The sequence below is a fragment of the Streptomyces sp. NPDC000941 genome (genome assembly GCF_053599555.1).
Genome location: NZ_JBSFMM010000018.1, coordinates 50,550 through 75,351, shown reverse-complemented (window position 1 = coordinate 75,351; position 24,802 = coordinate 50,550). Strand labels below are relative to the sequence as shown.

Below are 24,802 nucleotides of genomic sequence, written 5' to 3'. Positions count from 1 at the left end.
CGGGCGGTGAAGGCGGCGGGGTCAAGGCCGGGGCAGGTTCCGCAGATTGGCGCGGGCCAGTTGCACCATCCGGCCCACCCCGCCGTCCAGCACGATCTTGCTCGCGGACAGCGCGAAGCCGGTCACCATCTCCGCCCGGATCTTCGGCGGGATGGACAGCGCATTGGGGTCGGTGACCACATCCACCAGCGCGGGCCCCTTGTAGCGGAACGCGGCCCGCAGCGCCGCCCGCAGATGCTTGGGCTTCTCCACGCGCTCGCCGTACGCCCCTGCGGCGCGGGCGATCTCCGCGAAGTCGGGGTTCAGATTGGTGGTCCCGTACGCGGGCAGGCCCGAGACCATCATCTCCAGCTCGACCATGCCGAGCGCGGAGTTGTTGAAGAGCACCACCTTCACCGGCAGGTCGTACTGGACGAGGGTGAGGAAGTCGCCCATCAGCATGGCGAAACCGCCGTCGCCCGACATCGAGACGACCTGGCGGCGGCGGTCGAGGAACTGGGCGCCGATCGCCTGCGGCACCGCGTTGGCCATCGAGCCATGGGTGAACGAGCCGATCACCCGGCGCCGGCCGTTGGGGGTCAGATAGCGGGCCGCCCACACATTGCACATACCGGTGTCGACGGTGAACACCGCGTCCGGGGCCGCCTCGTCGTCCAGCACCGCCGCCACGTATTCCGGATGGATCGGAATGTGCCGGTCCACCCGGCGGGTGTACGCCTTGACCACACCCTCCAGCGCGTCCGCGTGCTTCTTCAGCATCCGGTCCAGAAATCTGCGGTCGTCCTTGACGCGTACCTTCGGCGTCAGACAGCCCAGCGTCTCGCGCACATCGCCCCACACGGCCAGGTCGAGCTTGGAGCGGCGGCCCAGATGCTCGGGGCGGACGTCGATCTGCACGGTCTTCACATCGTCGGGCAGAAAGGCGTTGTACGGGAAGTCGGTGCCCAGCAGGATCAGCAGATCGCATTCGTGGGTGGCCTCGTACGCCGCGCCGTAGCCCAGCAGTCCGCTCATGCCGACGTCGTACGGATTGTCGTACTGGATCCACTCCTTGCCCCGCAGCGCATGCCCCACCGGGGCCTTCACCCGCTCGGCGAACGCCATCACCTCGGCGTGCGCCCCGGCCGTGCCACTGCCGCAGAACAGCGTCACCCGGTCGGCCGCGTCCACCATCCGGGCGAGCGCGTCGATCTCGGCATCGCTGGGGCGCACCGAGGGGCGGGCGGTGACCAGGGCGTGCTCCTCGGCCCGCTCGGGCGCCGGGAGAGCCGCGATATCGCCGGGCAGCGCCACCACGCTGACGCCGCTGCGGCCGATGGCGTGCTGGATCGCGGTCTGCGGCACGCGCGGCATCTGCCGCGGGTTGGAGATCAGCTCGCAGTAGTGGCTGCACTCGTTGAACAGCCGTTCGGGGTGGGTCTCCTGGAAGTAGCCGCTGCCGATCTCGCTGCTGGGGATGTGCGAGGCCAGGGCGAGCACCGGGGCCATCGAGCGGTGCGCGTCGTACAGGCCGTTGATCAGATGCAGATTGCCGGGGCCACAGGAGCCGGCGCAGGCCGCCAGGCGGCCGGTGAGCTGCGCCTCGGCCCCGGCGGCGAAGGCCGCGGACTCCTCGTGGCGGACCTGGATCCAGTCGATGGCCGCGTTGCGGCGCACCGCGTCCACGACCGGGTTGAGGCTGTCCCCCACGACCCCGTACAGCCGCTGCACCCCGGCGCGCGCCAGGAGGTCCACAAACTGCTCGGCCACGGTTTGCTTGCCCATCGCGCGCCCTTCCGTCCGGGTCATGGCTGCGTATGCCGGTAACCCGGCGGCGACCGGCGGGATCGGCATACGGCTCCATCAACCCATGGACCGCGCGCTCACGCCTCCCAGACGGCGGCCGCCGTACGGTCGTCGGCGTATCCGGCGTATCCGTTCACCCGCGTCCGGGTGTCCGCGAGGAACGCGGCGAGCCCCGGCGGCTCGCCCTGCGCCCAGCGTTCCGCCAGGTGACCGGCGAGCTCGGGCCGGCCGCGCAGCGGGCCGGCGAGCCCGCCGCCGCACATCAGCAGCACATCGCCCGACCGGGCTACGGAGGCCCGGAACCGGAACGGGGCGGCGGCGGGGACCGGGGGCGGGCCCGGGGCGGGGCCGGTGCCCGGTGTGGCGATCCCGAAGCTCATCGTCGCGGGCGCCTCGGCGGTTTGTGGCGTGGACGGCTTCGTACCGCCGAAGCCCACCACGGGGCCGCCCACGGTGTCCTGTTCCGGCCCGGGCGGCTCCAGGTCCTGCCAGGCGCCCGCGCGCAGCCGGAAGACGCCGCCGTCGCCCGCGCCGAAGAACACCCGGGTACGGCAGGCGGGGTCGGCGGGCAGCAGCAGACAGCGCAGCGCGGCGGTGTACTCGGCCGGGTCCACGCCCAGCTCGGCCGCGCGGGCCCGCAGCCGGCCCAGGCCGCGGTCGGTGAGCCGCTGCAGCCCGGACTTGAGCGCACCGCGGTTTCCGGCGCGCAGGTCGTTTATTAATCGCGCATGGCTGCGGCCGACCGCGCCGCCGATCCACTCACACAGCTCACGCGCCGCCCGCTGCGCCCCCTCGGCACCCCCCACGCTACTCGCGCTACTCGCGCCACTCACGCCGCTCGCGAGCACCACCATCACCAACGCCCCGGACCCCGCCCCGAACCGCGCCGTCAGCAACGCGTCCCGCCGAGGCTCCCCGCTCCGGCGAGCCGACTCGCCGCGGGAGGAGACCGCCCGCAGCGTTGCGTTCCCGCAGCGGGCGCCGTCCAACACGGTGTCGGGCACGAGGTGGGCCAACTCGTACGGCTCGGCGAGCGGCAGCTCAACCGGCTCATCGCCGTACGCGGCGGGGGGCCGTGGCTGGGGTGGTTGGGGCTGGGGTCGCTGCGGTTGGGGTGGACGCGCCTGGGGTGGCTGCGCGCCGGGCGGCTGCGGCCGCTGCGGCTCGGGCCGTAGTTCCTGGGGTAGCTGCTCCCCGGACGGCTGCAGCTCGTACGGCCGCGCCTGAGGCGGCTGCGCCTGGGGGGACCGTGGCTCGTGCGGCTGCTCCCCGGACGGCTGCGCCTCGGACGGGCGTGCCTGAGGCGGGCGCGCTTGGGATGGCTGCTCCGCCGCGCCGGGGCCCACAGCGGATCCGGCGTCGGGTCCCGCGCTGGGTTCCGCACCGGGTCCCGCGCTGGGGCCCCCAGCGGGGCCCGTGCCGGGGCCCGGACCAGGTCCCGTGCCGGGCCCCGTGCCAAGTCCCGTGCTGGGGCCCACGCCGGGTTCCGCGTCTGCTTCCCCGTCCGGGCCGGGCCCGGGCTCCTTGCGGCCGGAGAACCATCCGAAGGCCTCACCCGACCGGGCGGGCCTGCCCGGCCTGGTCGGTGCCCGCGACCCGTCTGGCGCCCCTGACCCGCCCGATGCCCCAGGCCCACCTGGCACTCCGGGTCCGTCCGATACCCCCGCCCCATCCGGCCCGTCCGACGCCCCCGCCTCCCCCGGCGGCCGCGGCCCCCAGGGGGCTCCGGCCGCCGGTGCGGAGCCGGGCGGGCCGCCGACCGTGCGGGAGGCGGAGTCGAATCGGTCGTCGACGGAGTCCGCCGCGGGGGCGGGGCCTGCGTCGCCGGTGTCCCGGCTGTACAACTCGCCCCACCAGTCGTCCTCGTGACGGCGCCTGTCCCCCTGCTCGCTCATGCCGTTCATTGTTTCCCCGGCGAGCCCGGCGCGGAACACCGCCTGTGCCGGCAGGCCCTAGCCGCGGTAGGCCTCCAGCAGCCGCAGCCACACCTCGCTGATCGTCGGGAACGAGGGGACCGCGTGCCACAGCCGTTCCACGGGGACCTCGCCCGCGACCGCCACCGTGGCCGAGTGCAGCAGTTCGCCCACCCCCGGGCCGGCGAAGGTCACGCCGATCAGATGGCCCCGGTCCAGGTCGACGATCATGCGGGCCTGGCCGCGGTAGCCGTCGGCGTACAGCGCGGAGCCGGTGACCCGGCCGATGTCGTAGTCGACGACACGGATGCGGCGGCCCTGGGCCTCCGCCTCCGCCGCGCTGAGGCCGACCGCGGCGACCTCGGGGTCGGTGAACACCACCTGCGGCACCGCCGCGGTGTCGGCGGTGGCCGCGTGGGCGCCCCACGGGTCCGTCTCCAGGAGCGGTACGCCCTGGGCCCGTGCGCCGATCGCGGCGCCCGCGATGCGGGCCTGGTACTTGCCCTGGTGGGTCAGCAGCGCGCGGTGGTTGACGTCGCCGACGGCGTACAGCCAGCCGCCCTCCACGTCCGCCACCCGGCAGCTGTCGTCGACCCGCAGCCAGCTGCCCGGTTCGAGGCCGACCGTCTCCAGGCCGATGTCATCGGTGCGCGGGGTGCGCCCGGTGGCGAACAGCACCTCGTCCGCCGCCAGCTGCTCCCCGTCCGACAGGGTCAGCGTGACCGGTCCGGCGCCGGAGCCGTAGCCGGCCGGGCCGCCCGACTGGGCCCGCCGTACGCCGGTCACGGAGGTGCCGGTGCGCACCTGTGCGCCGGCCTCGGCCAGCGACTTGGCGACGAGCTCGCCGACGAACGGCTCCATGCGGGGCAGCAGACCGGAGCCGCGGACCAGCACGGTCACCTCCGAGCCGAGCGCCTGCCAGGCGGTGGCCATCTCGGTGGCGACCACGCCGCCGCCCACCACGGCGAGCCGCCGGGGGACGGCGGACGCGCTGGTCGCCTCGCGGCTGGTCCAGGGGCGTACGTCGGTCAGGCCGGGCAGGTCGGGGAGCGCGGCGCCGCTGCCGGTGCATACGGCGACCGCGTGCCGGGCGGTGAGGAAGCGTTCCTGCCCGTCCGCGTCCGTGACCGAAACCCGCTTCTCGCCCACCAGCCGGCCGTGCCCGCGGACGAGGTCGATGCCCGCCGAGTCCAGCCAGGCGACCTGCCCGTCGTCCTTCCAGCGGCCGACGAAGTCGTCGCGGCGCGCGAAGACGGCCGGGGCGTCCAGCGGCCCGCTCGCCGCGTGGCGCAGACCGGGCAGGCGCTGCGCGTCGGCGCGCGCGATCACCGGGCGCAGCAGCGCCTTGCTGGGAACGCAGGCCCAGTATGAGCAGTCGCCACCGACCAGTTCGCTCTCCACGATCACCGCGGAGAGCCCTTCGGCGCGGACCCGGTCCGCGACGTTCTCTCCTACGGGACCCGCGCCCAGGACGATGACGTCGTACTCCTCCGTGGCGGCCATCATTGCAACTCGCTCTCTGCCCGGCTCCGGCGTGTGGCCGGGCTTTCGGTTCCTTCGGGCATCATCGCCCGAAGGAACCGATGTGGACCACACGAGTCACGGCGCCGGAGCGGAGTCACTGCTCGTCACGAGCTCTGTCGTGAGCTGCGTCGTGAGCAGGGTCACGGCTTGCGCATGGGTCACGGCTTGCGCATCGGGCCCCGCTTGCGCTCCATCATGTGCCGGCCGAGCGCCTGCCGCTGTTTGAAGGTCCGCCGCAGTTCGGCCCGCAGCCGGTCGTCGGTGCGGGCGGCGAGGCGTTCGTTCTCGCGCAGCAGCTTGCGGTAGCTGTCGAGGCGGCGTTCCGGCAGCGTGCCGTCCTCGATCGCGGCGAGCACCGCGCAGCCCGGTTCGGCCTGGTGGGCGCAGTCGTGGAAGCGGCACTCCCCGGCCAGCGCCTCGATCTCGGAGAACGCCTGTGCGACGCCTTCTTCGGCGTCCCACAGCCCGACCCCGCGTACGCCGGGCGTGTCGATGAGGACCCCGCCCCACGGCAGCCGCAGCAGATCACGGGTGGTCGTGGTGTGCCGACCCTTGCCGTCGGCGTCCCGGACCTCGTGCACCTGCTGCGCGGTCTCGCCCAGCAGCGCGTTGGCGAGCGTCGACTTGCCCGCGCCGGACTGCCCGAGCAGCACCGAGGTGCCCGAGGAGAGTACGGCGCCGAGCACGTCCAGGCCCTCGCCGGTCGCGGAGCTGACGGCCAGCACCTGGACGCCGGGCGCGGCGGTCTCGACATCCGCCAGGAGGTGGCCCAGCGTCTCGGGGTCGGGCACCAGGTCCGCCTTGGTCAGGACGGCCATCGGCTGGGCGCCGCTCTCCCAGGCCAGGGCCAGGAACCGCTCCAGGCGGCCGAGGTCCAACTCGACGGCGAGGGAGACGGCCACGACGGCGTGGTCGACGTTCGCGGCCAGTACCTGGCCCTCGGAACGCTTCGATGACGTCGAACGCACGAAGGCGGTGCGGCGGGGCAGGAGCGTGCGGACGTACCGCGGATCGCTCCCTTCGGGATCGACTGCGGCCCAGTCCCCGGTGCACACGACCTTCATCGGGTCGCGGGGAACGACGAACTCGGTGTCGGCACGGACGACACCGGCAGGCGTGACGACGTCGCATTGGCCGCGGTCGACACGTACCACACGGCCGGGCAGGAGGCCCTGCTCGGCGTGCGGGGCGAACTCGGCCTCCCAGCCGTCGTCCCAGCCATATGCGGCGAGGGGATGCGACGAAGACGAGCCCAAGAGGGAAGAGAAAGACAAAGGGGGACCCTTCGCAGGGGCGGCCCCGGCCTGACGCCTTGACCAGGCGTACAAGGGACAGAGTCGGTCAGCCGGAGGCCACGGAGGTGGACTTGATGAACTCCTGGATGCGGGCAGCGCCCATCTCGACGACAGCCATCGGTCACACCTCCCAAACAAGCCAAGTCACCCACGGCAACCTTGAGTTACCGATCGAACACAACCAACCCTAGAGGCTCACCTGCCCCGGCACCACCGAATTACGGCGCACCCATGGCGCAACGCGTTCACGTCCTCACGCCGACCCCGGCGTCCTGAGCCCACGCCACCAGGCCATCGAGGTCGACCGACAGGTCGGCCCGGGCCGCCACGGGTTCGGGCCCCGGCTCCGGGTCCGGCCGGGGCACAGCGGGTGGTACGCAAGTCGACGCCGCGGCCATGGGCGTCGGCGGTCACGATCCGGGTCGCCAACTGCGACAGCCGCTTCCGGTCGGATTCGGGTAGCGGCGCGACAGACCTCTCGATCCGCTCGGCGAACTGTGCGGCGACCTGTTCGGCAAGCTGACGGCCGGCGTCGGTGATCGACACCTGGTACGAGCGGCGGTCGACGGCGCTGACAGCGCGGGTGACCAGACCGCGGCGCTGCGCACGGTCGACCAGGCCCGTGATCGAGGACTTGTCGAGGCCGAGGTGCCGGCCGAGCTGATTCATCGTCGGCTCCCGGGCCCGAGCACACCTGGCCGGCAGCCGGAAAGGGCGGTGGCCGGCCGGCTCTCTCATCGCGCGGGTGCTCGTGGAACCACACAGCCGTGACGGAACCAGCCGGTCCGCCTTCGACGGTTGTCGGTGTGACGCAGAATCCAGGTGTTTCCCCAGACTTTCGTATCCCGAACAGGCCCGTAGGGACCTGCACCTCGATCAGGCGATCCGATGAAACGTCGATGGCATAGGCTTCACTCCCACGACGCGGGTCTGAACATGTGTTTCATGCCCGTACTCCCCTGTGTCAGGGATGCTCTCGGCGGCTTGGGTAGGGTCGCCAGGAGGTGAGCGACCGCATTGGATCCACGTCACAGCCATGCCACCTGGTACGGCCTTCTGGGCCCGGTCGAGGTGCTGCGCGGCGATACCGCACTGGACTTGGGACCCCGGCAGCGCAGGGTGTTGCTCACCCGCCTGCTGATCGAGGACGGTCGGCCGGTCTCCACGGGGGAGCTCTGCCGGGACCTGTGGCAGGGCTCCCAGCCGGCCGGGGCAGTCGCCTCCGTACGCGCGCACGTCAGCAGGCTGCGCTCGGTGCTCGACCCCGTACGGCACGGCCGGTCCAGGCTGCTGGTCAACGGGCCGGGGGGCTACGCCCTGAGGGTGCCCCGCGAGGCACGGGACACCACCCGCTTCGAGGAATCCGTGGCCCAGGCCCGGGACTCCATGAGGCGCGGTCAACTGGAGGCCGCCCGCGAGGCGTTGCGCGGCGCGCTCCAACTGTGGCGCGGCGAGGCCCTCGGCGACGCCGCCGACCATGCCTTCGCGATACGCGAGAAGGCCCGGCTCAACGCCGCCCGCCAGGACGCCGAGGAGCTGTGGGCCACCATCCTCATCAAACAGGGCGACCTGGAGCGCGCGATCGGCGCCGCCGAGGGCCTCACCCTCAGCGCCCCGCTCCGCGAGGCGTCATGGGCGCTGCTGATGCGCGCGCTGTACGGGGCGGGAAGGTCGGTCGAGGCGGTGCGGCAGTACGAGCGGTTCCGCACGATGCTGGCCACGGAACTCGGCCTCCACCCCGGCCCCGGGATACGCGATCTGCACACCGCCATCCTGCGGCATGACACCGAGGTTCTCGGCGATCCCCGCCCGTCCCGCTCCGCGGTGGTCCTGTCCGACGGACCGGATCCCGCCACCGTGCCCTTGGTGGGCCGGGGCGAGGAGACCGGGCGGCTCACCGCGCTGCTGCGCGCCGCGGCCGCGGGCCGCACCCAGTGGGCCGTGGTCTCCGGAGAGCCGGGGTCCGGCAAGAGCCGGCTGCTGGACGAGGTGGCCTCCCGGGCCACGGCCGCGGACTTCACCGTCGCACGGGCCAGTGGCGGCCAGGCGCTCAGCGAAAGCCACGGCATCTCCCTGGTCTGCCCCGCGACCCAACTGCTCGACGCGCTGCGCCCGGAGGGGGCCGACACCCGCCCGGACGGTACCGGGGACAAGGAGCGGCTCGCCGCGCTCGCACGGGAACTGCATCGCGGACCCACTCTGTGCGTCATCGACGACCTCGACTGGGCCTCGCCGGACTTTCACAGTCTGCTGCGCCAACTCGCCGCCCTTGTGCGGGAGGCACCCGTGGCCGTGGTCTGCGCTCTGCGGAACGCCGACGATCCCGCGGCCGGCGGGCTGCTCGCCGATCTGGCCCGCTACGGCGCCACCCGGCTGCAGCTGGATCCGCTGTCCATCGCCGATGTGGCCGAGTTGCTCACCGCCCGCGGCGAGAGCGCCTCGCCGCAGGAGGCGGCGGCGCTGCACCGGCGGAGCGAGGGCAATCCCTTCACCCTCGGCGAGCTGTTGAAGCTGCCGCCGGACCGGCGCGTGGGGCCCGCGGCGCGGGTCCCGGCCGCGGTGAGCAGCGTCGTCCACGCACGGCTGGCCGAGCTGACCGCGCCGGCCAGGACGATGCTCACCTACGCCGCCGCCGACGGGACGCGGCTGGACATCGGTTTGCTCGCCGATGTCCAAGGCATGCCACGGGAGCGGCTGCTGCCGCTCATCGACGCCGCCGTCACCGCCCGCGTTCTGGTCTGGGACGCGGACCCCGACGAGCACGGTTCGGGGCGCTACCGCTTCCCCGAGCTGCCGCGCGAGATCGTACTGGGCACCCTCACCCCGTCCTCCAGACAGCTGCTGCACGCGTCCCTCGCCCGCGCTCTGGCCGACCGTCCGGGCGCCGATCCGGAACGGATCGCCGGGCAGCTGCGCGCGGCGGGCCCGATGGCGCCGGAGGCGTTCGACCCCGTAGGTCATCCCGCACCCGAGCAAGGGCTCTGACGACCTGTCCCCCACCCCGTCAACACCCCCACCGCCGTTGGGCTCGAGGTCCTTCGGCCAGGAGGAGAAGTCCATGACCGATCAGCACCGGGCCGGTGGCGCCGAGACGCCGAACGGCCGGTCGGCCGCGGGATTCGCATCGCGCGCGCCGGAATCGACCCCAGCGCGCGGTTCCTCGCCCGCCTCCGACGAGGGGTCCTCCACCTCGCCCGACGCGGCGAGCATCGAGGAACACCTCACCGGCAAGAAGACATCCGCCACCAGCTCCAGTGCGTCGACGCCCACCCGGGCGACGACGGTCAAGGACGACGGAGAGGAGTCCACAAGCGGTTCCGCGGCCGGTGAGAAGCCGGCCACCGGTAAGCAGACGGCCACCCGCGGCGGCCCGGCCACCGGGCCCACCGCCGAGCCGGAGTCCGAAGCGCCGGACACCGCCGTGCCCGAAACCGCCGGCACCAGCGGGAAGCCGAAGGCATCGAAGGCGCGCGGCGGACACGACGAGGCAGCCGCCCCCGTTGGGGAGTCGGCGACCGGTACCCCGTCCGAGAGCGGTACCCGTGCCGGGACGTCCGGCCGCGGCAAGGGCGCGATCGCCACCGCGTCCGGCGACGGACGGTCCGGCGGGGCCGCGACGGCGACGGCCGCCGCCGCGGGCTCCGGCGGGGACTCCCCCGACGCGGATGCCGGCTTCCCCGGCCGTCCCAAGAAGCCCCTGCTTGCCGGCGCCGCCATGGCGGGGGCCATCCTCATCGCCGTGCCGCTGCTCATCATGGCGACCGGCAAGGACGATGACGACAGCAAGAAGGTGGCCTCGTCCAGCTCCGCCGACACCGTTCTGGACGACGACGGGTCGAAGTCGGGAGCCTTCGTGGCCGAGTCGCCGTCCCCCAAGAAGTCGAAGGCGAAGAAGGACAAGAAGTCGAAGTCCTCCCCGTCTCCGGAGCAGGAGAAGGAGCAGGCCGCGGCCCCGCCGCCGCCACCCAGCCCCTCGGCGTCCGCGAAGGCCAAGGAGAAGGCACGCCCGGCCGTGGGCAAGAAGCCGGCCGGCAATCTGCCGGCCGTCCTGACGCGGGTGCTGATCAAGAACAACGCGAACGGCACCTGCGTCGACATCCCCGGCAACACCAGCGGCTCTCCCGACGGCCCGGCCGGCCAGGCGTGGTGCAACAGCAGTGCGGACGACAATCAGCTGTGGAACGTGGAGAAGAAGTACAACAGCGCCGGTCCCGGGGGAGCACCCCTGTTCCAGATCCGCAATGTCATGGACAGCATGTGCCTGGACCTGCCCGGTTACGGGGCCGCCGGGAGCGCCCAGAAGGTCACCGAGTTCCCGTGCAACGGCACGACCGACGACAACCAGCTGTGGTGGCTGGACAAGCAGGCGGACGGCCGCTTCTGGATCCGCAACTTCGCCAGCAACAACCAGTGCCTCGACTCGTACACGATGGATGAGTCGCTCGACCTGATCATCTGGCCGTGCGCACCGGAGAATCTCAACAACCACGAGTGGTACTTCACCCGCCACTGAGCCGTCCGGCTCGTCCACGTGTGGCCCCGGCGGTCTCCGCCGGGGCCACACGTGTCAGATCTCGCCCGCCTCTCCGGGCTCGGCCGGCTTCCGTTCCGTCCCGGTCCCCGGCTCCGTCTCCGGCTCCGGGCCGTCGTCCGCCGTCCGAGTCGCCGTCCGCTGATCACCCGTCAGGAAATCGGGCCAGTCCTCGAGCGCCGCGATGTCCGGCAGATCCGTGATGGCGTCCGGCCGATCGTCGGCCCTGCCGGGCTCGGGCCACTCGTTTCCGCCCTCCGCCTCGTATCGTTCCAGGTCGGCCTTGCTCTCCCGCAGCGCGCTCACCGTGACGAGTTGCCCCACCGGGGCGGAGGAGCTGAGGAACAGCACCTCTTTCCCCTCCGGCAGCCTCTCCAGCAGATCCGGCACCAACATCACCTCATGCGGGGGCAGTCTGTCCTCCTCCAGCTCCGGTGATGTCGAGAAGACGGGCACGGCCTCTGTACCGTCCGGTGCGTCGGTCACCGCCAGGCCGCCGTTCTCATCGACGCACACGGCCACCTCGGCGTCGGCGAGCATCAGGGCGAACAGCTCCTCCGAGGCGTATCCGGTGGCGACCAGCCGCACGGCTGCGTCCACGGGGCTGACCGGCGGGGCCCAGCCGTACGCGTCGGGCGAGGGGCGGTACTCGGTGTTCTTCTCCCACTCGACGATCTCGCCGTTCTCGTCGCTGCGCCAGCGCCCGAGGCTCGCCCAGGAGGGCGGGGCTTCGTCCTCGTCACCGTTCCAGTGCCGGTCGATGATGGACAGCCAGTGGTTGGGGGCCACCTTGGCGGCCTTGACGTAGTCCTCGGGCGGCTCCCGGAAGCCCTCCTGGCCCTTGAGCACCGCGCCAGGACCGCCCTGGGGCGCGGACGCGCCCGAGTCCGCGCCGGCGGGACCGCCCGCGGGGTCCGCCTCCGCGGTGTTCTCGCGCTCGTCGTCTGGTGTTCCGGAAGAAGTCGTCATGGGAGGAAACTCCGTCGATGTGCGGGGTGTGCGTTACGTGCGGGGGGCGCGGAATTCCGCGGATCAGCTGGTGGAGTCCAGGCCGGGGGCCGTTCCCCCGGTCTCCCTCTCGGCGGCCTTCCCGTCGGCGGCCTCGTCCTCGGCGGGAGCCGTGGCGGCGGGCGTGGCGGGCGCATTCGCACCGCCGACCGTCGAGGGGCGCACGGGGGCCGGGGGCTCGGGCTCCTCCCCCTCCCAGGCCCCGTTCTCCGCCCGCGTCGTCTCCTCGACCGCCTGCCGCAGTGCGCCGGTTTCCACGGTCATGCTCACCGGTCCCGAGGGGTTGAGGTAGAGCACATGTCCTTCCGGTATCCGGTCCGCGACCTGGATCACCGGCATCAGCTCGTATCCGAAGCGACCGGCCGCGTGCAGATACGTGGGGGAGGTGAAGACGGGGACCACCGACGCACCGTCGGGCGAGGTGGCCGACAACGGGCCGCCACCGGGCCCGAGCAGCACCGCCACCTCCGCGCCGACCAGCAACCGCGGTACGGCCTCACCCGGGCCGTAACCGGTGGCCGCGAGCTGGACCGCCTCGTCCACCGGGTCGGTCGGCGCGGGCCAGCCGAGCGCCTGGGGCGAGGGGCGGTACTCCTCGTTGGCTCGCCACTCCTCGATCTCCCCGTCCAGGCCGGACCGCCACTGGCCCACCACCGCCCAGTTCGGCGGCTCGCCCTCCCCTGACCACGCGGGGTCGACCATGCCCAGCCAGTGGTCGGGAGCCAGCCGGGCTGCCTCCTTGATCTCCTCGGGGACCGGCGGCGCGGCGTCGGCGGCGGCCCCGGCCTCGGCGGTGGAGGTCCCGGCGGCGGTGTTGTCGTTCATGAGCTCCTCATGGGGATGTTAGGTGCGGGCATTCAGGATCTGACGGAGCTTCTCGTCCAGAGAGCCGGACGGCTCCAGACCCCGGGCGCGGAACCAGTCGTCGATCAGGCGCTCCAGCAGTTCGGGGGTGGGGGAGCCGCCGTCGGCGTCGAGTACGGCGTCGGGCCCCAGCGCCACCAGGAGGTCCTGGACGTCCTCCAGGGTGTCACGGTGAGCCGCGAGCCACGCCGCCACCTCCGGGTCGGTCTGCTCGTCCGAGGCACCGTCCGGTCCGATGCCGGTCGGCCAGGCCGTGGCCTCCAGGGCGTGCTCGTCCGGGAACTTGCCGTCCGTGGCCACGTATGTGCGCAGCTCCGCCTCGGTCAGCGGGGCAATGCGCCAGTAGCGGCCCCAGTTGTCGATGTAGTCGAGGTCCGGCGACTCCGGGGTGCCGTCCTCCCGCAGCTGGTCGAGGACAAGCTGCGACCCCCGCATGATCTCGTGCAGGGAGTGGTGGCCGACCGGCAGCATCTCGGCCATCAGCGTGAGCCGTAGCAGCCCCAGGTCGATGTCCAGACCCCATCGGTCCCGCATCGCCACGGCCTGCCGCATCTGACGGTAGGTCGTGCCGGATATGCTCGCCCGCACCAAGCCGCCCTTCTCCTCGGCGGTGCTCTGGGGAGGGCTGCCCATGGCGATGTCCCAGCGGCTCATGCCGGGGATCCACGCAATGCCCTCGTCCGGCATCATCGCGCGCTCGGCGTCGCTGAGCGGGGGCCGGACCTCATCCCGACGCACCGGTGCCCGAAGCGTCCGCTCCATCTCGGCCAGCCGGGCGCGTTGTTCGGGCGTCAGGACGTCCGACCGCTCCTCCAGCTTCTTGAATGCCGTCATCGCCGCCGAGGGCAGCCGGTGGACGTATTCGTCCGCGATCTGCGACGCGGGGGGCAGGGAGATGCCGAGCAGGTCGGAGGTCGTCTCCTGGGCGACATACAGCAGGCCCAGCCGTTCCCGCAGGTTGCCGGACTCGACCACCGCCTCGAGCCGGTCCCGGTCGGTACCCACCACGCCGTCGATCGTGGGGTCGTCCGAGCCGAGTTCGCGCCAGCGGCCTGCCGCCACGGCCCGGTCCCACAGCTCGCGGACCATCACGCCGAGCTGCGCGTTGGCCGCCTCGTGGTCGCCGAGGTACAGGCCGAGCCTCCGCTCGAAGCGCTCGGCCTCCTCGAGGTAACGGATGCGGGCCCGGATCCAGTCCGGTGCCCGCCGCGAGCCGTCCCGGGCCTGGGTCGAGGTCATGTCCCGCAACCGATGGCGCACGGAGTCGGGCGCGGCGGACACGGCCTGCGCCACCCGGCGCAGCCGCGCCGTGTCCTGGTCCTGGTCCGGGCCCTGGTCCTGGTCCTGGTCCTGGTCCTGGTCGGCGGTGTTCCCCACGTCGCCCGGCCCGTCCGGAAGTCCGGCGAGGTAGCGGTCGCCGTCGCGGACGAGGAGGGCGGGCGGTGCGTCCGCGGCGGTGTCGTCGTCCGAGGTGCCGCCGTGGAACGTCACCTGCCCGTCCGGGCCCACCATGGCCAGCTCGACGCCGAGCGCGCGGGTGGCCATCGCCGGAACCACGTCCGCCAGCGCCCCCGGGCCGTTCTCACCTCCGTACGAGGGGTCCCGCAGCAGCAGCCGGAACCGCTTGGCCGGGCTCAGGCCGACGCCCGAGGCCGGAAGCACATCGCCGAGGAGGGCTCCCTCCGTGCGCTGGGAGGCGTCGATCTCCGCACCGATCTCGTCCAGCAGTTTCAACGGGATCATCCGGCCCCCGTCCAGCGGAAGCGGCGTCTCCTGAGGCAGGTCGTCGTCGGTGACGTTCCGCCCCATCCAGTCGCGGAAGGTGCCGGGCGTGTCGATTCCCGCGTCCTGAAGCGCGTCGGGTGCCGCGTACCGGAGGGCGAACAGGAGGGTGTCGGCCAGCCGGTCGCCCTCCCCGGGCGACTCGTGCAGCGCGAAGACCGTGCCGTCGAGTTCGGCGGCGTACGGCCCGGTGCGCCGGTAGGCGCCGCGCGGCGCCGGCTCGCGGGTGCTGAGGGCGGTGTCCTCCCCGGCTGTCTCCGCCTCGTCCGTGTCCTCGTCGTCGCCAAGCTCCACGATCCGCGGCGACGGTTCGTCGTCGGCGTTGTGGTAGGCCGTGGGCGGGTAGGGGGGCATCTCCCGCAGGGTGTAGTCGGCGTATTCCCACCCGGTCTCGGGGTCGGTGGCGATGTCGCGCACCTCGATGTGCACGGCGGAGCCCGGTGCGTAGAGCACCTCGTCCTCGTCGATCCACGGCGAGAAGGGGGTGACCAACCGGCCCGTCGAATGGGGGACGTGCGCCAGCATCGGGTGCCGGTCCTCCACGTCCTCCTCGTCGTCCCGCATGTACTCCATGGCCGTGAACTGGTATTCGGTGGTGCTGCGGAATCGCGGGATGAACATGGTGTCCGCCGTGATGAGCGGCGAATCGCCCGGGGTCTCCGCCAGGCGGCCCGAGGCCCAGCCGCCCCACCACACCGGTCCGTTCAGGGGTGGCAGGATCTCCAGCGCCTCCACCGCCATGTCGACGTGCGCGGCCAGATCGGCGTACAGCCCGTCGGCGGCGTGGTTCACCCGGCGCCGCACCTCGGCGACGGCCGGCCCGTCCGCGTCCGGCCCCAGGTCGACCAGGTCAGCGATCGCCTCGCTCAAGTCGAGGTCGTCCTTCAGCAGCTGCGGCAGGTCCGAGTTCTCACCGACGGCGATCTCCCGTGCGTACTTCCACACCAGCCTCCTGATCATCCAGCGGCCGACCGCCGCACCGAAGCGGCTTCCCGCGACATAGGTCTTGAACAGCGTGTGATCGTCGCCGGTGTAGAGGTACAGCGCGGTCAGGTGCCCGGGGGCCAGGGCCCGGACGGCCGCCCGGCCCGCCTCGCCGAACCGCTCCAGCCACTCCGTGGCGGCCTCGACCCGGTTGTCCTCGGTGTCCATCTGCTGCCCGGCCATCGCGGCGTCCAGCGCCTTACGGATGTCCTCGGGCACGGAGACGCCGTACGGGGAAACGAAGCGCGCCCGGCTGTTGTACATCTGGTGGTGCGGCAGCGGTATGCCGAGGGGGAAGGCACGCTGGGCCCACCGGTGGAGACGTACTCCGTCCCGGTCGACCACGGTGCGCTCCGCTTCGTCGCCCATGCCGAGCCGGTGCGAGGCGCGCAACACCTCGTGCAGGGAGTGACTGTCGCTCAGGATGGACCAGGCCACCAGCCCGGTACGGAAGGCCAGCAGCTCTGTTTCGCTCGCTCCGATCGCCTGGTAGGCCTGGAGCAGCCACAGAGCCGGGCCCGCAGTCCCTCCGACGTACCGGAACCCGCGCGGGTCGTGCGCCGTACGGTACGCGCCCTGCCGGGGGCCCCGGGGCCGCGGCGCCCGCGGCGACTGGAGCCACCCGGGCAGGGTGTGGAGCAGGGAGGTGGACCCTTCGACGGCGTACGCCGCGTTGGCGAACACGGACATCAGGCTGACCAGGGGCGGCCGACTGTCCAGGAACCGGCGTACCGCGCCGGGCTCCCGGAGCCAGGGCTCGGCCCCCGGCCCGTGGAGGAACGCCCGGTCCGCGGCGGCCGGGCCGTGCCGCTGTGCCAGGAACTGGTGCAGCCGGACGACGGCCGTCGCGACGGCTTGAACGGTCCCGAGGTGGGTGGCCAACCTCTCGGCGAGGGTGTACTCGAACCGCGCGCTGAGGTTGCGCCATTCGCGCTGCCCATAGTATGACGCGAATCGCACCGTTTCGGGCAGCCCGGCGACCCGCCATCCGGGCACGGACCAGGGATTGTCCACGCCCGCGGGCGGGCCGGGTTCCGTGCCGGCGGACGGTGGGGGCTCCGGGAGGCCCGGGAGCGAGCCGGCTCCGGCACGGCCTCGCGGGGGGATGCGCAGCCATGTCGTCGGACTGCCGTCAGCGGACTCCAGGAGGTGGATGTCGGCCGTGGCGCCGCCGCCCTCGTCCCGGCCGGGGGTGACCGCCATCCCGCCGGTGTTGATGTACACATCCAGGCCGGTGGCGTCCGCGATGCCCTGCGCCCGGTCGACGGCCCGCGCCAGGGTGTCGGCTTCGGGTACGGCACCGGGGTCACACGCGAGCACCGTGACGCTGGTGAAGCCGGCCGCGGCCAGATCCCCGCCGAGGAGACGCCCCACCATCTCGTCGTCGGCGCCGACGGGCATGTCGTCCCGGCGGACGAGGGCGTAGCCGCCGTCCTTGCCATGGGACGACCAGAAGAACGTGCCGGTACGGCCCGTGGCGGGCAGCGGGCGGCGCCGGGCGACCCGTTCGCCGCCGGGGCCTCGGCTCCACTCGGTGTAGTGCGCGGCCTCGGGCAGATGGCCGTAGGGACGCTCGCGCAGCGCCCAGTCGCGCCGTGAGAACGACGTCTTGCCGACCGTCCGCCCGTCCGCCCGGATCTCCTGGACCACGATCCCGTCCAGGGACCGGGCGGTCTCGTGCCCCTCCCAGGGCGTGTTCCAGAAGTCGGGCTCCGGGTAGGCCGGGGCCGGGGCTTCGGAGGGCGTCGGCGGGGCGGCGAGCGCCCGGCTGGTGGCGGCGGTCTCGGCGAGCAGGACGTGTTCGTAGCGGCGGCCCGTCTCCGGATCCGTACGGATCGAGCGGCGGAGCACCGTGAAGTCGGCCGGGTCGGGATAGACCACCGGCTCGTCCTCCGGGTCCGCGGCGAAGACCGAGACATCGCGGCCCGAGGAGCGTTCCACCTCGAAGACCACCGGGTGCCCGCCCGCCGGCGGATCGCCGTCGGACCACAGTTTGTCCAGCGCGGTCTCCTCCGTGCGCCGCGCCACGTGGAACGGGGAGGTGGAGACCCCGTCCAGCGACCTGGGCAGTTCGGTGCCGTCGGGGCCGGAGGGGAGGTCGCCGGGCAGCCAGGCCGTCCACCACGCGGGGGCATTCACCGGAGGCAGCCGGTCGAGTGCCTCGGAGCCGAAGGCGGTGTGCAGGGGCACGTCCGCCTGGATACGGGCGGCCAGTTCGCCGATCCGCTGCCCCATGGCGGGGACCAGCGCGGCCAGCCGCTCGGAGCGGTCGGGAGCGGACTCGGGAATCGCCTTGGCCTGTGCGGCGAGGCCGCGGAAGCCGGGGTCGTTCATCAGCACGACGGGGAAGGCGAGGCGGCCGCCGCGGAGTTCGCCGGCGGCGACGGACTGGGCCGACGCCACCGGGTTGGGCCTGCCCAGAAGTGCGGCGTCCGGACCGCCCAGGAGGTGGAGGGCGGTGATGTGGGCGCGGTCCAGGCCGCCGAGGGGCGAACCGCCGTGGCGCCGCTGCCAGTCGAGCAGCGCCTCCTCGCGTCCCAGCAGCCCTTCGGGGTCGAATTCCCCGGAGAGCAGCCGCTCACCGCGTCGTATGGCGTCGATGAGACCGTCGGGCGCCGTGCCGGCTCCCGTGCCGTACAGGCGCCGGTGCGGCAACCGCAGGTCGCCGGCGAGCTCTTCGGCGCCGGGGCGGGTACGAGGGGTCAGGGCATCGTCGGCCCATTGGTGGAGGTGGACCGCGTCACCGAGGGCCGCGGCACGCTCGGTGGTGTCCCCGAGGCCGAGAGTGTGGGAGGCGAGAAGGACCTCGATCAGGGAGTGGCGGCCCATGGACAGCTGCCAGCCGATGACGGCCTCCCGGAAGGCCATGACATCGGCCCGTCGCACGCCGGACAGCCGCGAGTAGCGCGACAGCGCGTCGCGGGCGACGTCGGCGGGGCCATGGCCCACGGGGAAGCCCCGGTCGCGGTGGAACTCCCGGTACCAGTTGCCCTCGCGGTCCAGCGGCGCCGGGGGCCTGAACCAGACGGAGAGCCCCGTACCCCTCGCGTAGGCGTCCATCAGCTCCGGCAGCCCGGCGCCGCCGTCGGGGTCCAGCAGCCGCCGCAGGGCGGCGTCGAGGTCCACGCCTGCGTCTTCGTCGGAGGTGGGGAAGAACATCGACGCGGCTTCCGCCTCGCCGAACCGGCCGATGACAAACCGGTGGGCGGCCCGCACCGCCGCGCGGGCAGCGGCGATGACCCGCGGATCCCCGGCCAGGGCGCGGCCCAGCGCCCGCTCCCAGTCGCGGGCGGCCTCCGCCCAGAGCGGGTCGGCGTACACCGCGGCGAAACGGTCGGCGTGCCGTGACGGATCGCGCGGCGCCTCGTCCTCGGTGCCGTCCTCGGCGCGCGGGGTGCGGATCAGCCACCGGGGGGCGGGCTGCCCCGGATCGTGTTCGAGTTCCAGCCCGTGGCGCGGGTTCGCGCGCTCGCCCCGGTCGTAGGTATCGCTGGGAGCCGTGGAGCCGACGACATCGTGCCCCGAGCGGTCGGCCATCCGCTGGGCCAGCGGCCCGGCCCCGGCGGGCGAGCCGAAGACGACGAGCGCGGCGTTCTCCCCGGCGGCGGAGTCGCGCAGCAGCTCGCGCAGGAAGCTGCCGACCTGTCCGGCGGTGGCGAGCTTGGATCCGTAGCGGGAGCCCACCTGGACCAGCCGCCCGTCGCTGGGCGCGGCGAAGAACAGGGAGCCTCGGCTCCAGGGCACGGGGACGCGGTCGTCCTCCCACTCCTCGGCCTCGGTGTCGTAGTACTTGAAGTAGGTGAGGACGGGCAGGTTGGCGAGCGCGTGGTGGCGCTCCGACCACTCCTGCGCCGTGTAGCTGGTGACGCCGGACCAGGTGCCGTCGAGAGCGATGACGGGACGGGTGAGGATCTCCCGGTCCCACGGCTCGGGCGCGGGCCGGGCCGGCATCTCACGCAGGATCACGTGCACGTGGCTACGGCCCAGCGAGGCGTCGTAGCGGACCTCGCGGGACACCTCCTCGAACCGGGTCTCCTCCGGGAACATCGCCTGCCGCGCCTCAGGCGTCCGGCTGAACGGCGCGATGTCCCGCGCGGAGGTCCGGCGCACCTCGTACAGGACCGGGTGGCTCTCCCCCTGTGGCGGGCGGCCCGACACCATGCGCAGCCCGACGCTCCGCGAGGCCGAGGCGAGGTGGAAGGCGGGCTTGGTGAGGGCGACTCCCGCCATGCCCGTCCCCTGGGCCTCCTCCAGGGTCCCGGGTTCCCAGGCGGACCAGTACACCGGCGCGTCCACCGCCGGTAGCAGGTGCAGGGCTTCGCGCGCCATGCGCCGCAGGACGGCCAGCTCCCCGCGCATCCCGGCCGCCAGCTCGACGGCGCGCGCCACGGCCCGCTGACCGATCTGGGCCAGTGCGGCAGCCCGGTTCGGGACCAGCGGCGGCACACTCCTGGCCTGCCGCACCAGGGCCCGCAAGCGCGGGTCGCGCAGCAGCGTCAGCGGGAACGCCTGCTCCGGAGCACCGTGGGCGACGCGCTGATGGACCATCGTGCCCACGGCCTGGCGCAGCCGGTCCAGTGACTCGGGGCCCGTGGTGAACCGTGGGTCGGTCAGCGCGCCGTCGGGGCCGCTGATCAGATAGAGCGCGGGGACGTGCGCCGCGGTGACATTGCGCAGCAGCGCCTGGCTCTCATGCCGCAGCAGCCAGGCGCGCAGCGCCTGGCGCCGCTCCCGGGCCGCCTCGCCCGTGGGCCACGGCAGCGTCCGCAGGTCCTCGGCACTCCAGGTGCTCCCCTCCAGACCGGCGAGCTCGGTGATGGCGGCGGGCTCGGCCGCGTTGCCGGTGATCCAGGGCGCGAGCCAGGCGGTGCGCTGCTGGTACATCCGCTGGTGGGGCAGGCGCAGCCGCTCGCGCAGGGTGCCGTCGTCGGCGAACTCCCGGCGCAGTTCGGGCTCGGAGTCGAGGCGCTTTTGGGGCGCGAAGACGGCGTCGGCCCAGGCGTACAGCCGGGCCGCCTCGACGTCCCCCGGCTCGGGCTCGGCATCGTCGCGCACCCCGGCCGACTGGGCGGCCTCCAGCACCTCGGCCAGCGAGTGCTCGCCGAACATCAGACGGGCCGCCAGCAGGGCGTTGCGCAGCCCCAGCAGCAGGGCGGGGTCGGTGCCCGGCAGGTTCCGGAACGCGTGGAGCAGCCATTGCGTCCCTTCCGCGTAGCCGTCGCCGACTCCGTGGCCCAGCCGGTCGTGCCGGTCCTTGTACCAGTGGTCCGAGCGCTTGTGCGGGTGCGCGTCCTTGACCATGGTGAGCTGGTTTTGGACGTTCAGCTCGGGGCGGGTCCTCCACAGCCGGTTGAGCGAGTACACCCCGTCGCCCGAGGGCGCGTACCCGGCGTCGACGAGCGCGAGCACGAGCGTGCGCACGTTCGTCGTCGCGTCCTCGTCGAGCAGGAGGTCGATCTGCGCCTGCGGGTCGTCCGCCTCGGACATCTCCGGGAAGAAGGCGGACGCCGCCGCGCGGGCGCCGAGGTGGTGCGACAGATAGGTGTACAGGATGCGGACAGCCGCGCGCGCCGCGTCCAGCACGGCGGGGTCGTGGGCAAGCACCTCGCCCAGGGCCCTTTCGTACTCCCCACTCAGCTTCCACCAGCGCGGATCCGCGTAGAAGGAGCGGAGGATCTGCTCGTCGCCGTCGACCGGGTCGGCCGCGGGCCTCGGCGGCGCCGGCCAGTGGCCGCTGCTCTCCTTGACCACGGAGTACGCGTACTTCTGGCGCTTCGACCTATTGACGTATGTGCGAATGGTCCGGTTTTGGGTGAGGAAGAAGGTACCGGGCGGATAGAGGGCCTCCGACTCGACGGAGTAGGCGGAGAACATGGCGATCTCTTTGCCCGTCGAGTCGGGAACCTCGAACACCCCACGGTGGGTGTTCGACGGCGCGAGCCTCTTGGACAGTGCAAAGTCCATGGCTTCGCTTTCATCCATGGAGGTGCTGCGGAAGAACGGCACCGAGATCAGAGCGCCGTTGTACAAGGGAGAGTTGGTCGCCGGTCGGGCCAGTGACCCGGGCACGCCCCGGTCGCCCCACCAGACGGTACGCCGCACCGGGGGGAGCAGTTCCAGAGCTTCGACGGCCATCTCGATGTGCAGCTTCAGCTGGGCGTGGAGCCCGTCGACGATCCTGTCGAGCCTACGGCGCAGCCGCGACAGTTCGGGGCTGGGGTCCAGGTCGGGGTCCACGTCGGACAGGTCCAGCAACGCCTGGAACACCTCCCCGAAACCCCGCTGAGTCCGCAGCGTCAAGGGAACGAAGTTCTCCCATTCCGCCGCGTTGTAGACACCGCGCCTGACCAGCCTCCAGGCGACGGAGCGCAGCAGCCACCGGCTCGCGTGCCGTCCGAACCGCTCACCGTTCAGGAGCGCTTTCATGAGCCGGTAGTCGGACATGCTGTAGATGTACAGGGCGGTGATGTGGCCCGGGGCCATCCTCCGCAGCGCGGCCCGGCCCTCCGCGCCGTACCGTGCCAGCCACTCTCGTGCCACGTTCATGCGTTCCTCGTCGGGGAACGTCGAAGGGCCGGGGGAGAGAAGGGCGTCGACCATCGCCAGCAGGTCATCCGGGACGGCGAGTTCACCGATCGCCTCGCGGGGATAGTGCACGCCTTCGCTGTACAGCGCCACGTGGGGTGCGCGCAGACGGTTGATGAGAGCGATGCCCTGGGGGTTCTGCGGGATGTGCTGCCAGGGGACGAGGTGGTCCCTGACCCAACCGTGCATACGGGCGGCGTCCCGGGCCGTCGCGAGGCGCTCCTCCGCCCCGCCCAGACCGATCAGGTGCGAGGACCGCAGGACCTCGTGGAGGGACTGCAGACCCGCCGGGACCGTCCAGGCGATCAGTGCCGCGCGGAAGGTGCTCAGCTCGGCGGGGGTGGCTCCGAGCTCATGGGTGCTCTGAAGCAGCCACAGCGCCGGCCCGTTCACACCTCCCACCTGTCGGAAGCCTCGGGCGTCGTGCCGCTGCCAACTCGCATGGTCCGCGGGGTTCAGCCTCGGCACGGGCTGTCCGACGTAACGAATCCTGCCGGGCAGGGCGCGGCTGATGGTCGCGGGGCTGTCGGCGTTGGCGAAGACCGCGTTGGCGTACGCCGACATCAGCTGGGGCAGGGTGGCCGTGGCGCCCGGTCCCAGCAGCTGCGCGAGGGGGCCGCCCGGTGCCGCCCACATCGGGTCCTGCGGTGGGAAGAGCGCCTGGGTGGCCGCCGCCTCCCCGTACCGCTGGGCGAGGAACTGGTATGCGCGGCCGAGTATCTGGCGCACCGTGGTGACCATATCCGGGTGCCCGGCCAGGAGCTGGGCCAGCGCGAACTCGAAGTCGAGGCTCTTTTGGCGCCAGTTGGCGTTCCCGTAGTACCCGGTGAAGCGAGGAGTGTCAGGCGCGCCGGTGACCCGCCAGGACGGGATCTGCATGAGCGAGTCGAGGTCGCCGTCGAACTCGTTGCCGGACTCGGATGCCTCGTCGGACTCGGATGCCTCGCCGGAGTGGGAATCGAGGTCCATGTCGCTGTCGGCGTTGATCAGTCCGGAGGCCGGGTAGTCGGCCGCGATCGGACGTCCGGTGTCCGAGGCCGGTGCGTCGGTGGCCGGCCGGCCGGCGGGATACGCCGTCACCCACCCCGTGGCCCGCCCCTCGGCATCCTCCAGCGCGTGGATCAGCGCCGGACCACCATCGCGCCCGCTGGTCACCGCGGCACGGCCCACCTCCAGATGAACCGGCAGGCCCACCGCGTCCGCCAACCGCTGCGCCCGCGCCCTGGCCTCCTCCACGCTCCCGGGCACATCGCCAGGACCACACGCCAGCACCGTCACGCTACGGAAACCACGACCCCGCACACTCTCCAGCAACCGCCCCGCGTACGACCCGTCATCCCGCCGGACGCCGCCACCCTCCTCGGCGAGTGCCAGCCCCTCGGCCCCACCATGCGAAGCGAAGAAGAACGTCCCCCCGGCAGCCCCGCCACCCGGCAACGCCCGGTGCGTCGCCACCGGCCGGCCCTCAGCGTCACGCTCCCACGACACAAAACCCGTCGCACCGTCCAACCGCGCGTACGCGTCCCGCCGCACCGCCCAGTCCGCGTCATCGAACGACGCCACACCGATGACCCTGCCGTCCGCTCCACGAATCTCCCGCAGCACAGGCGTGCCGGTGTCCGTGTCACCGTCCGCGTCGGAGTCCATGTCGATGTCGATGTCGGACATCTCGGCGTCGGACATCTCGGCGTCGGAGGAACCGAGGTCGAAGAGGTCGTCCGCGACGGCACCACCTTCGCTCAGCACCTCGGGAAAGGGGTGGACCCGTGAGGCCGCGGAGCGGCCGTCCGGCAGCGGAGTGGCCTCCTCGACCGTCTGGCTCTCGTACGAGCGGCCCGTCCTGTCCCCGTCGACCCGCCGTCGGCTGATGATGTCGAACCTCATGCCCGGCGGATACAGCGCCTCGTGCTCCATCGGATACGCGAAGAAAGGGGCGCCTTCCCGAGCCGTCGAGTTCCTGACCTCGACCATCTTGCGGTGCGAATGCTGGGGAACCGACCTGTTGTCCAGTGCGAAGTCCCGTGCCGCCTCGACCCGAAGCGAGGTGCTGCGGAAGTACGGCAACTCGATCGTCTCGGCGCCGTAGACCGGGCCGTTCACCGAGGGCCGGTCCAACGGCCCCGGCGCCCCCCGGTCGCCCCACCAGACGTTCCGCCCGACCGGCGGCAGGATCTCCAGCGCCTCGATCGCCATGTCCACGTGCAGCTTGAGCTCGTCGTAGAGCCGGGCGGCGATGGCGTCCAGCCGGCGCCGGGGACGGGACAGCTCCGGGCTCGGTGTCTCCAGGTCCGCCAGCTCACTCAGCTCGTCGAACGCCTCCAGCAAAGAAGGATGACTGAGCAGTACGAGCGGAAGCTCGTCGGGATCTTCCATCAGTACCGCGTCGCGCACCAGCCTCCATGTGGTGAAGCGCACCAGGTGTCGGCCCATGCCCGGGCCGAACCGCTCACCGTTGAGCAGCGCCTTCATCAGCCGGTAGTCGGGACCGCTGTAGAGGTACAGGGCCGTGATGTGGGCGGGGGCGAGCCGCT

General features: G+C 72.7%; 11 protein-coding genes (1 of these 11 running past the window's edge). 3 read left to right on the top strand and 8 right to left on the bottom strand.

The genetic code is table 11. The features are described from left to right. Positions 1 to 21: 21 nt before the first annotated feature. Together ACWDSL_RS09140 and ACWDSL_RS09135 are read right to left on the bottom strand one after the other, a co-directional pair. Positions 22 to 1,764: a pyruvate dehydrogenase gene (locus ACWDSL_RS09140; RefSeq protein ID WP_450483265.1), complete on the bottom strand. Its 1,743-nt coding sequence runs from the start codon at positions 1,762 to 1,764 to the stop codon at positions 22 to 24. 98 nt (positions 1,765 to 1,862) lie between these two features. Continuing rightward, the gene (locus ACWDSL_RS09135) at positions 1,863 to 2,789 is read right to left on the bottom strand and encodes a protein phosphatase 2C domain-containing protein (RefSeq protein WP_450483263.1); all 927 of its coding nucleotides are present in this window, start codon (positions 2,787 to 2,789) and stop codon (positions 1,863 to 1,865) included. Positions 2,790 to 2,792: 3 nt separating this feature from the next. Here ACWDSL_RS09135 and ACWDSL_RS09130 point away from each other — a divergent pair, with 3 nt between their 5' ends. Beyond that, the gene (locus tag ACWDSL_RS09130) at positions 2,793 to 2,960 is read left to right on the top strand and encodes a hypothetical protein (RefSeq protein ID WP_450483261.1); all 168 of its coding nucleotides are present in this window, start codon (positions 2,793 to 2,795) and stop codon (positions 2,958 to 2,960) included. A gap of 777 nt (positions 2,961 to 3,737) precedes the next feature. Here the strand turns inward: ACWDSL_RS09130 and ACWDSL_RS09125 are convergent. The 3 genes from ACWDSL_RS09125 to ACWDSL_RS09115 form a co-directional block, all read right to left on the bottom strand. Next, complete coding sequence (locus tag ACWDSL_RS09125; protein ID WP_450483259.1) at positions 3,738 to 5,204, bottom strand: dihydrolipoyl dehydrogenase family protein; 1,467 nt, start codon at positions 5,202 to 5,204, stop codon at positions 3,738 to 3,740. Between the two features lie 176 nt (positions 5,205 to 5,380). Next, positions 5,381 to 6,478 (bottom strand): ribosome small subunit-dependent GTPase A, encoded by a 1,098-nt coding sequence (rsgA, locus tag ACWDSL_RS09120; protein ID WP_450483257.1) that lies wholly within the window; start codon positions 6,476 to 6,478, stop codon positions 5,381 to 5,383. 234 nt (positions 6,479 to 6,712) lie between these two features. Continuing rightward, positions 6,713 to 7,186, bottom strand: coding sequence for a MarR family winged helix-turn-helix transcriptional regulator (locus tag ACWDSL_RS09115; protein ID WP_450483255.1), 474 nt, complete (start codon positions 7,184 to 7,186; stop codon positions 6,713 to 6,715). Between the two features lie 348 nt (positions 7,187 to 7,534). Here ACWDSL_RS09115 and ACWDSL_RS09110 point away from each other — a divergent pair, with 348 nt between their 5' ends. Together ACWDSL_RS09110 and ACWDSL_RS09105 are read left to right on the top strand one after the other, a co-directional pair. Beyond that, positions 7,535 to 9,502 carry a BTAD domain-containing putative transcriptional regulator gene (locus tag ACWDSL_RS09110; RefSeq protein WP_450483254.1) on the top strand — a complete coding sequence of 656 codons (1,968 nt, stop codon included), beginning with the start codon at positions 7,535 to 7,537 and terminating at the stop codon, positions 9,500 to 9,502. 73 nt (positions 9,503 to 9,575) lie between these two features. Further along, positions 9,576 to 11,030 carry a ricin-type beta-trefoil lectin domain protein gene (locus ACWDSL_RS09105; protein ID WP_450483252.1) on the top strand — a complete coding sequence of 485 codons (1,455 nt, stop codon included), beginning with the start codon at positions 9,576 to 9,578 and terminating at the stop codon, positions 11,028 to 11,030. Positions 11,031 to 11,084: 54 nt separating this feature from the next. Here ACWDSL_RS09105 and ACWDSL_RS09100 read toward each other — a convergent pair whose 3' ends face one another. From ACWDSL_RS09100 to ACWDSL_RS09090, 3 genes are all read right to left on the bottom strand, one after another. Next, positions 11,085 to 12,017, bottom strand: a complete 933-nt coding sequence (locus ACWDSL_RS09100; protein WP_450483250.1) for a type VII secretion system-associated protein — start codon at positions 12,015 to 12,017, stop codon at positions 11,085 to 11,087. Between the two features lie 63 nt (positions 12,018 to 12,080). Then, positions 12,081 to 12,881, bottom strand: coding sequence for a type VII secretion system-associated protein (locus ACWDSL_RS09095; RefSeq protein WP_450483249.1), 801 nt, complete (start codon positions 12,879 to 12,881; stop codon positions 12,081 to 12,083). Between the two features lie 18 nt (positions 12,882 to 12,899). Beyond that, positions 12,900 to 24,802, bottom strand: the final stretch of a protein-coding gene (locus ACWDSL_RS09090) for a lonely Cys domain-containing protein (protein ID WP_450483247.1). Its footprint extends 25,621 nt past the window's final position; only the last 11,903 of its 37,524 coding nucleotides appear in the window; its start codon lies beyond the right edge, outside the window; the stop codon is at positions 12,900 to 12,902.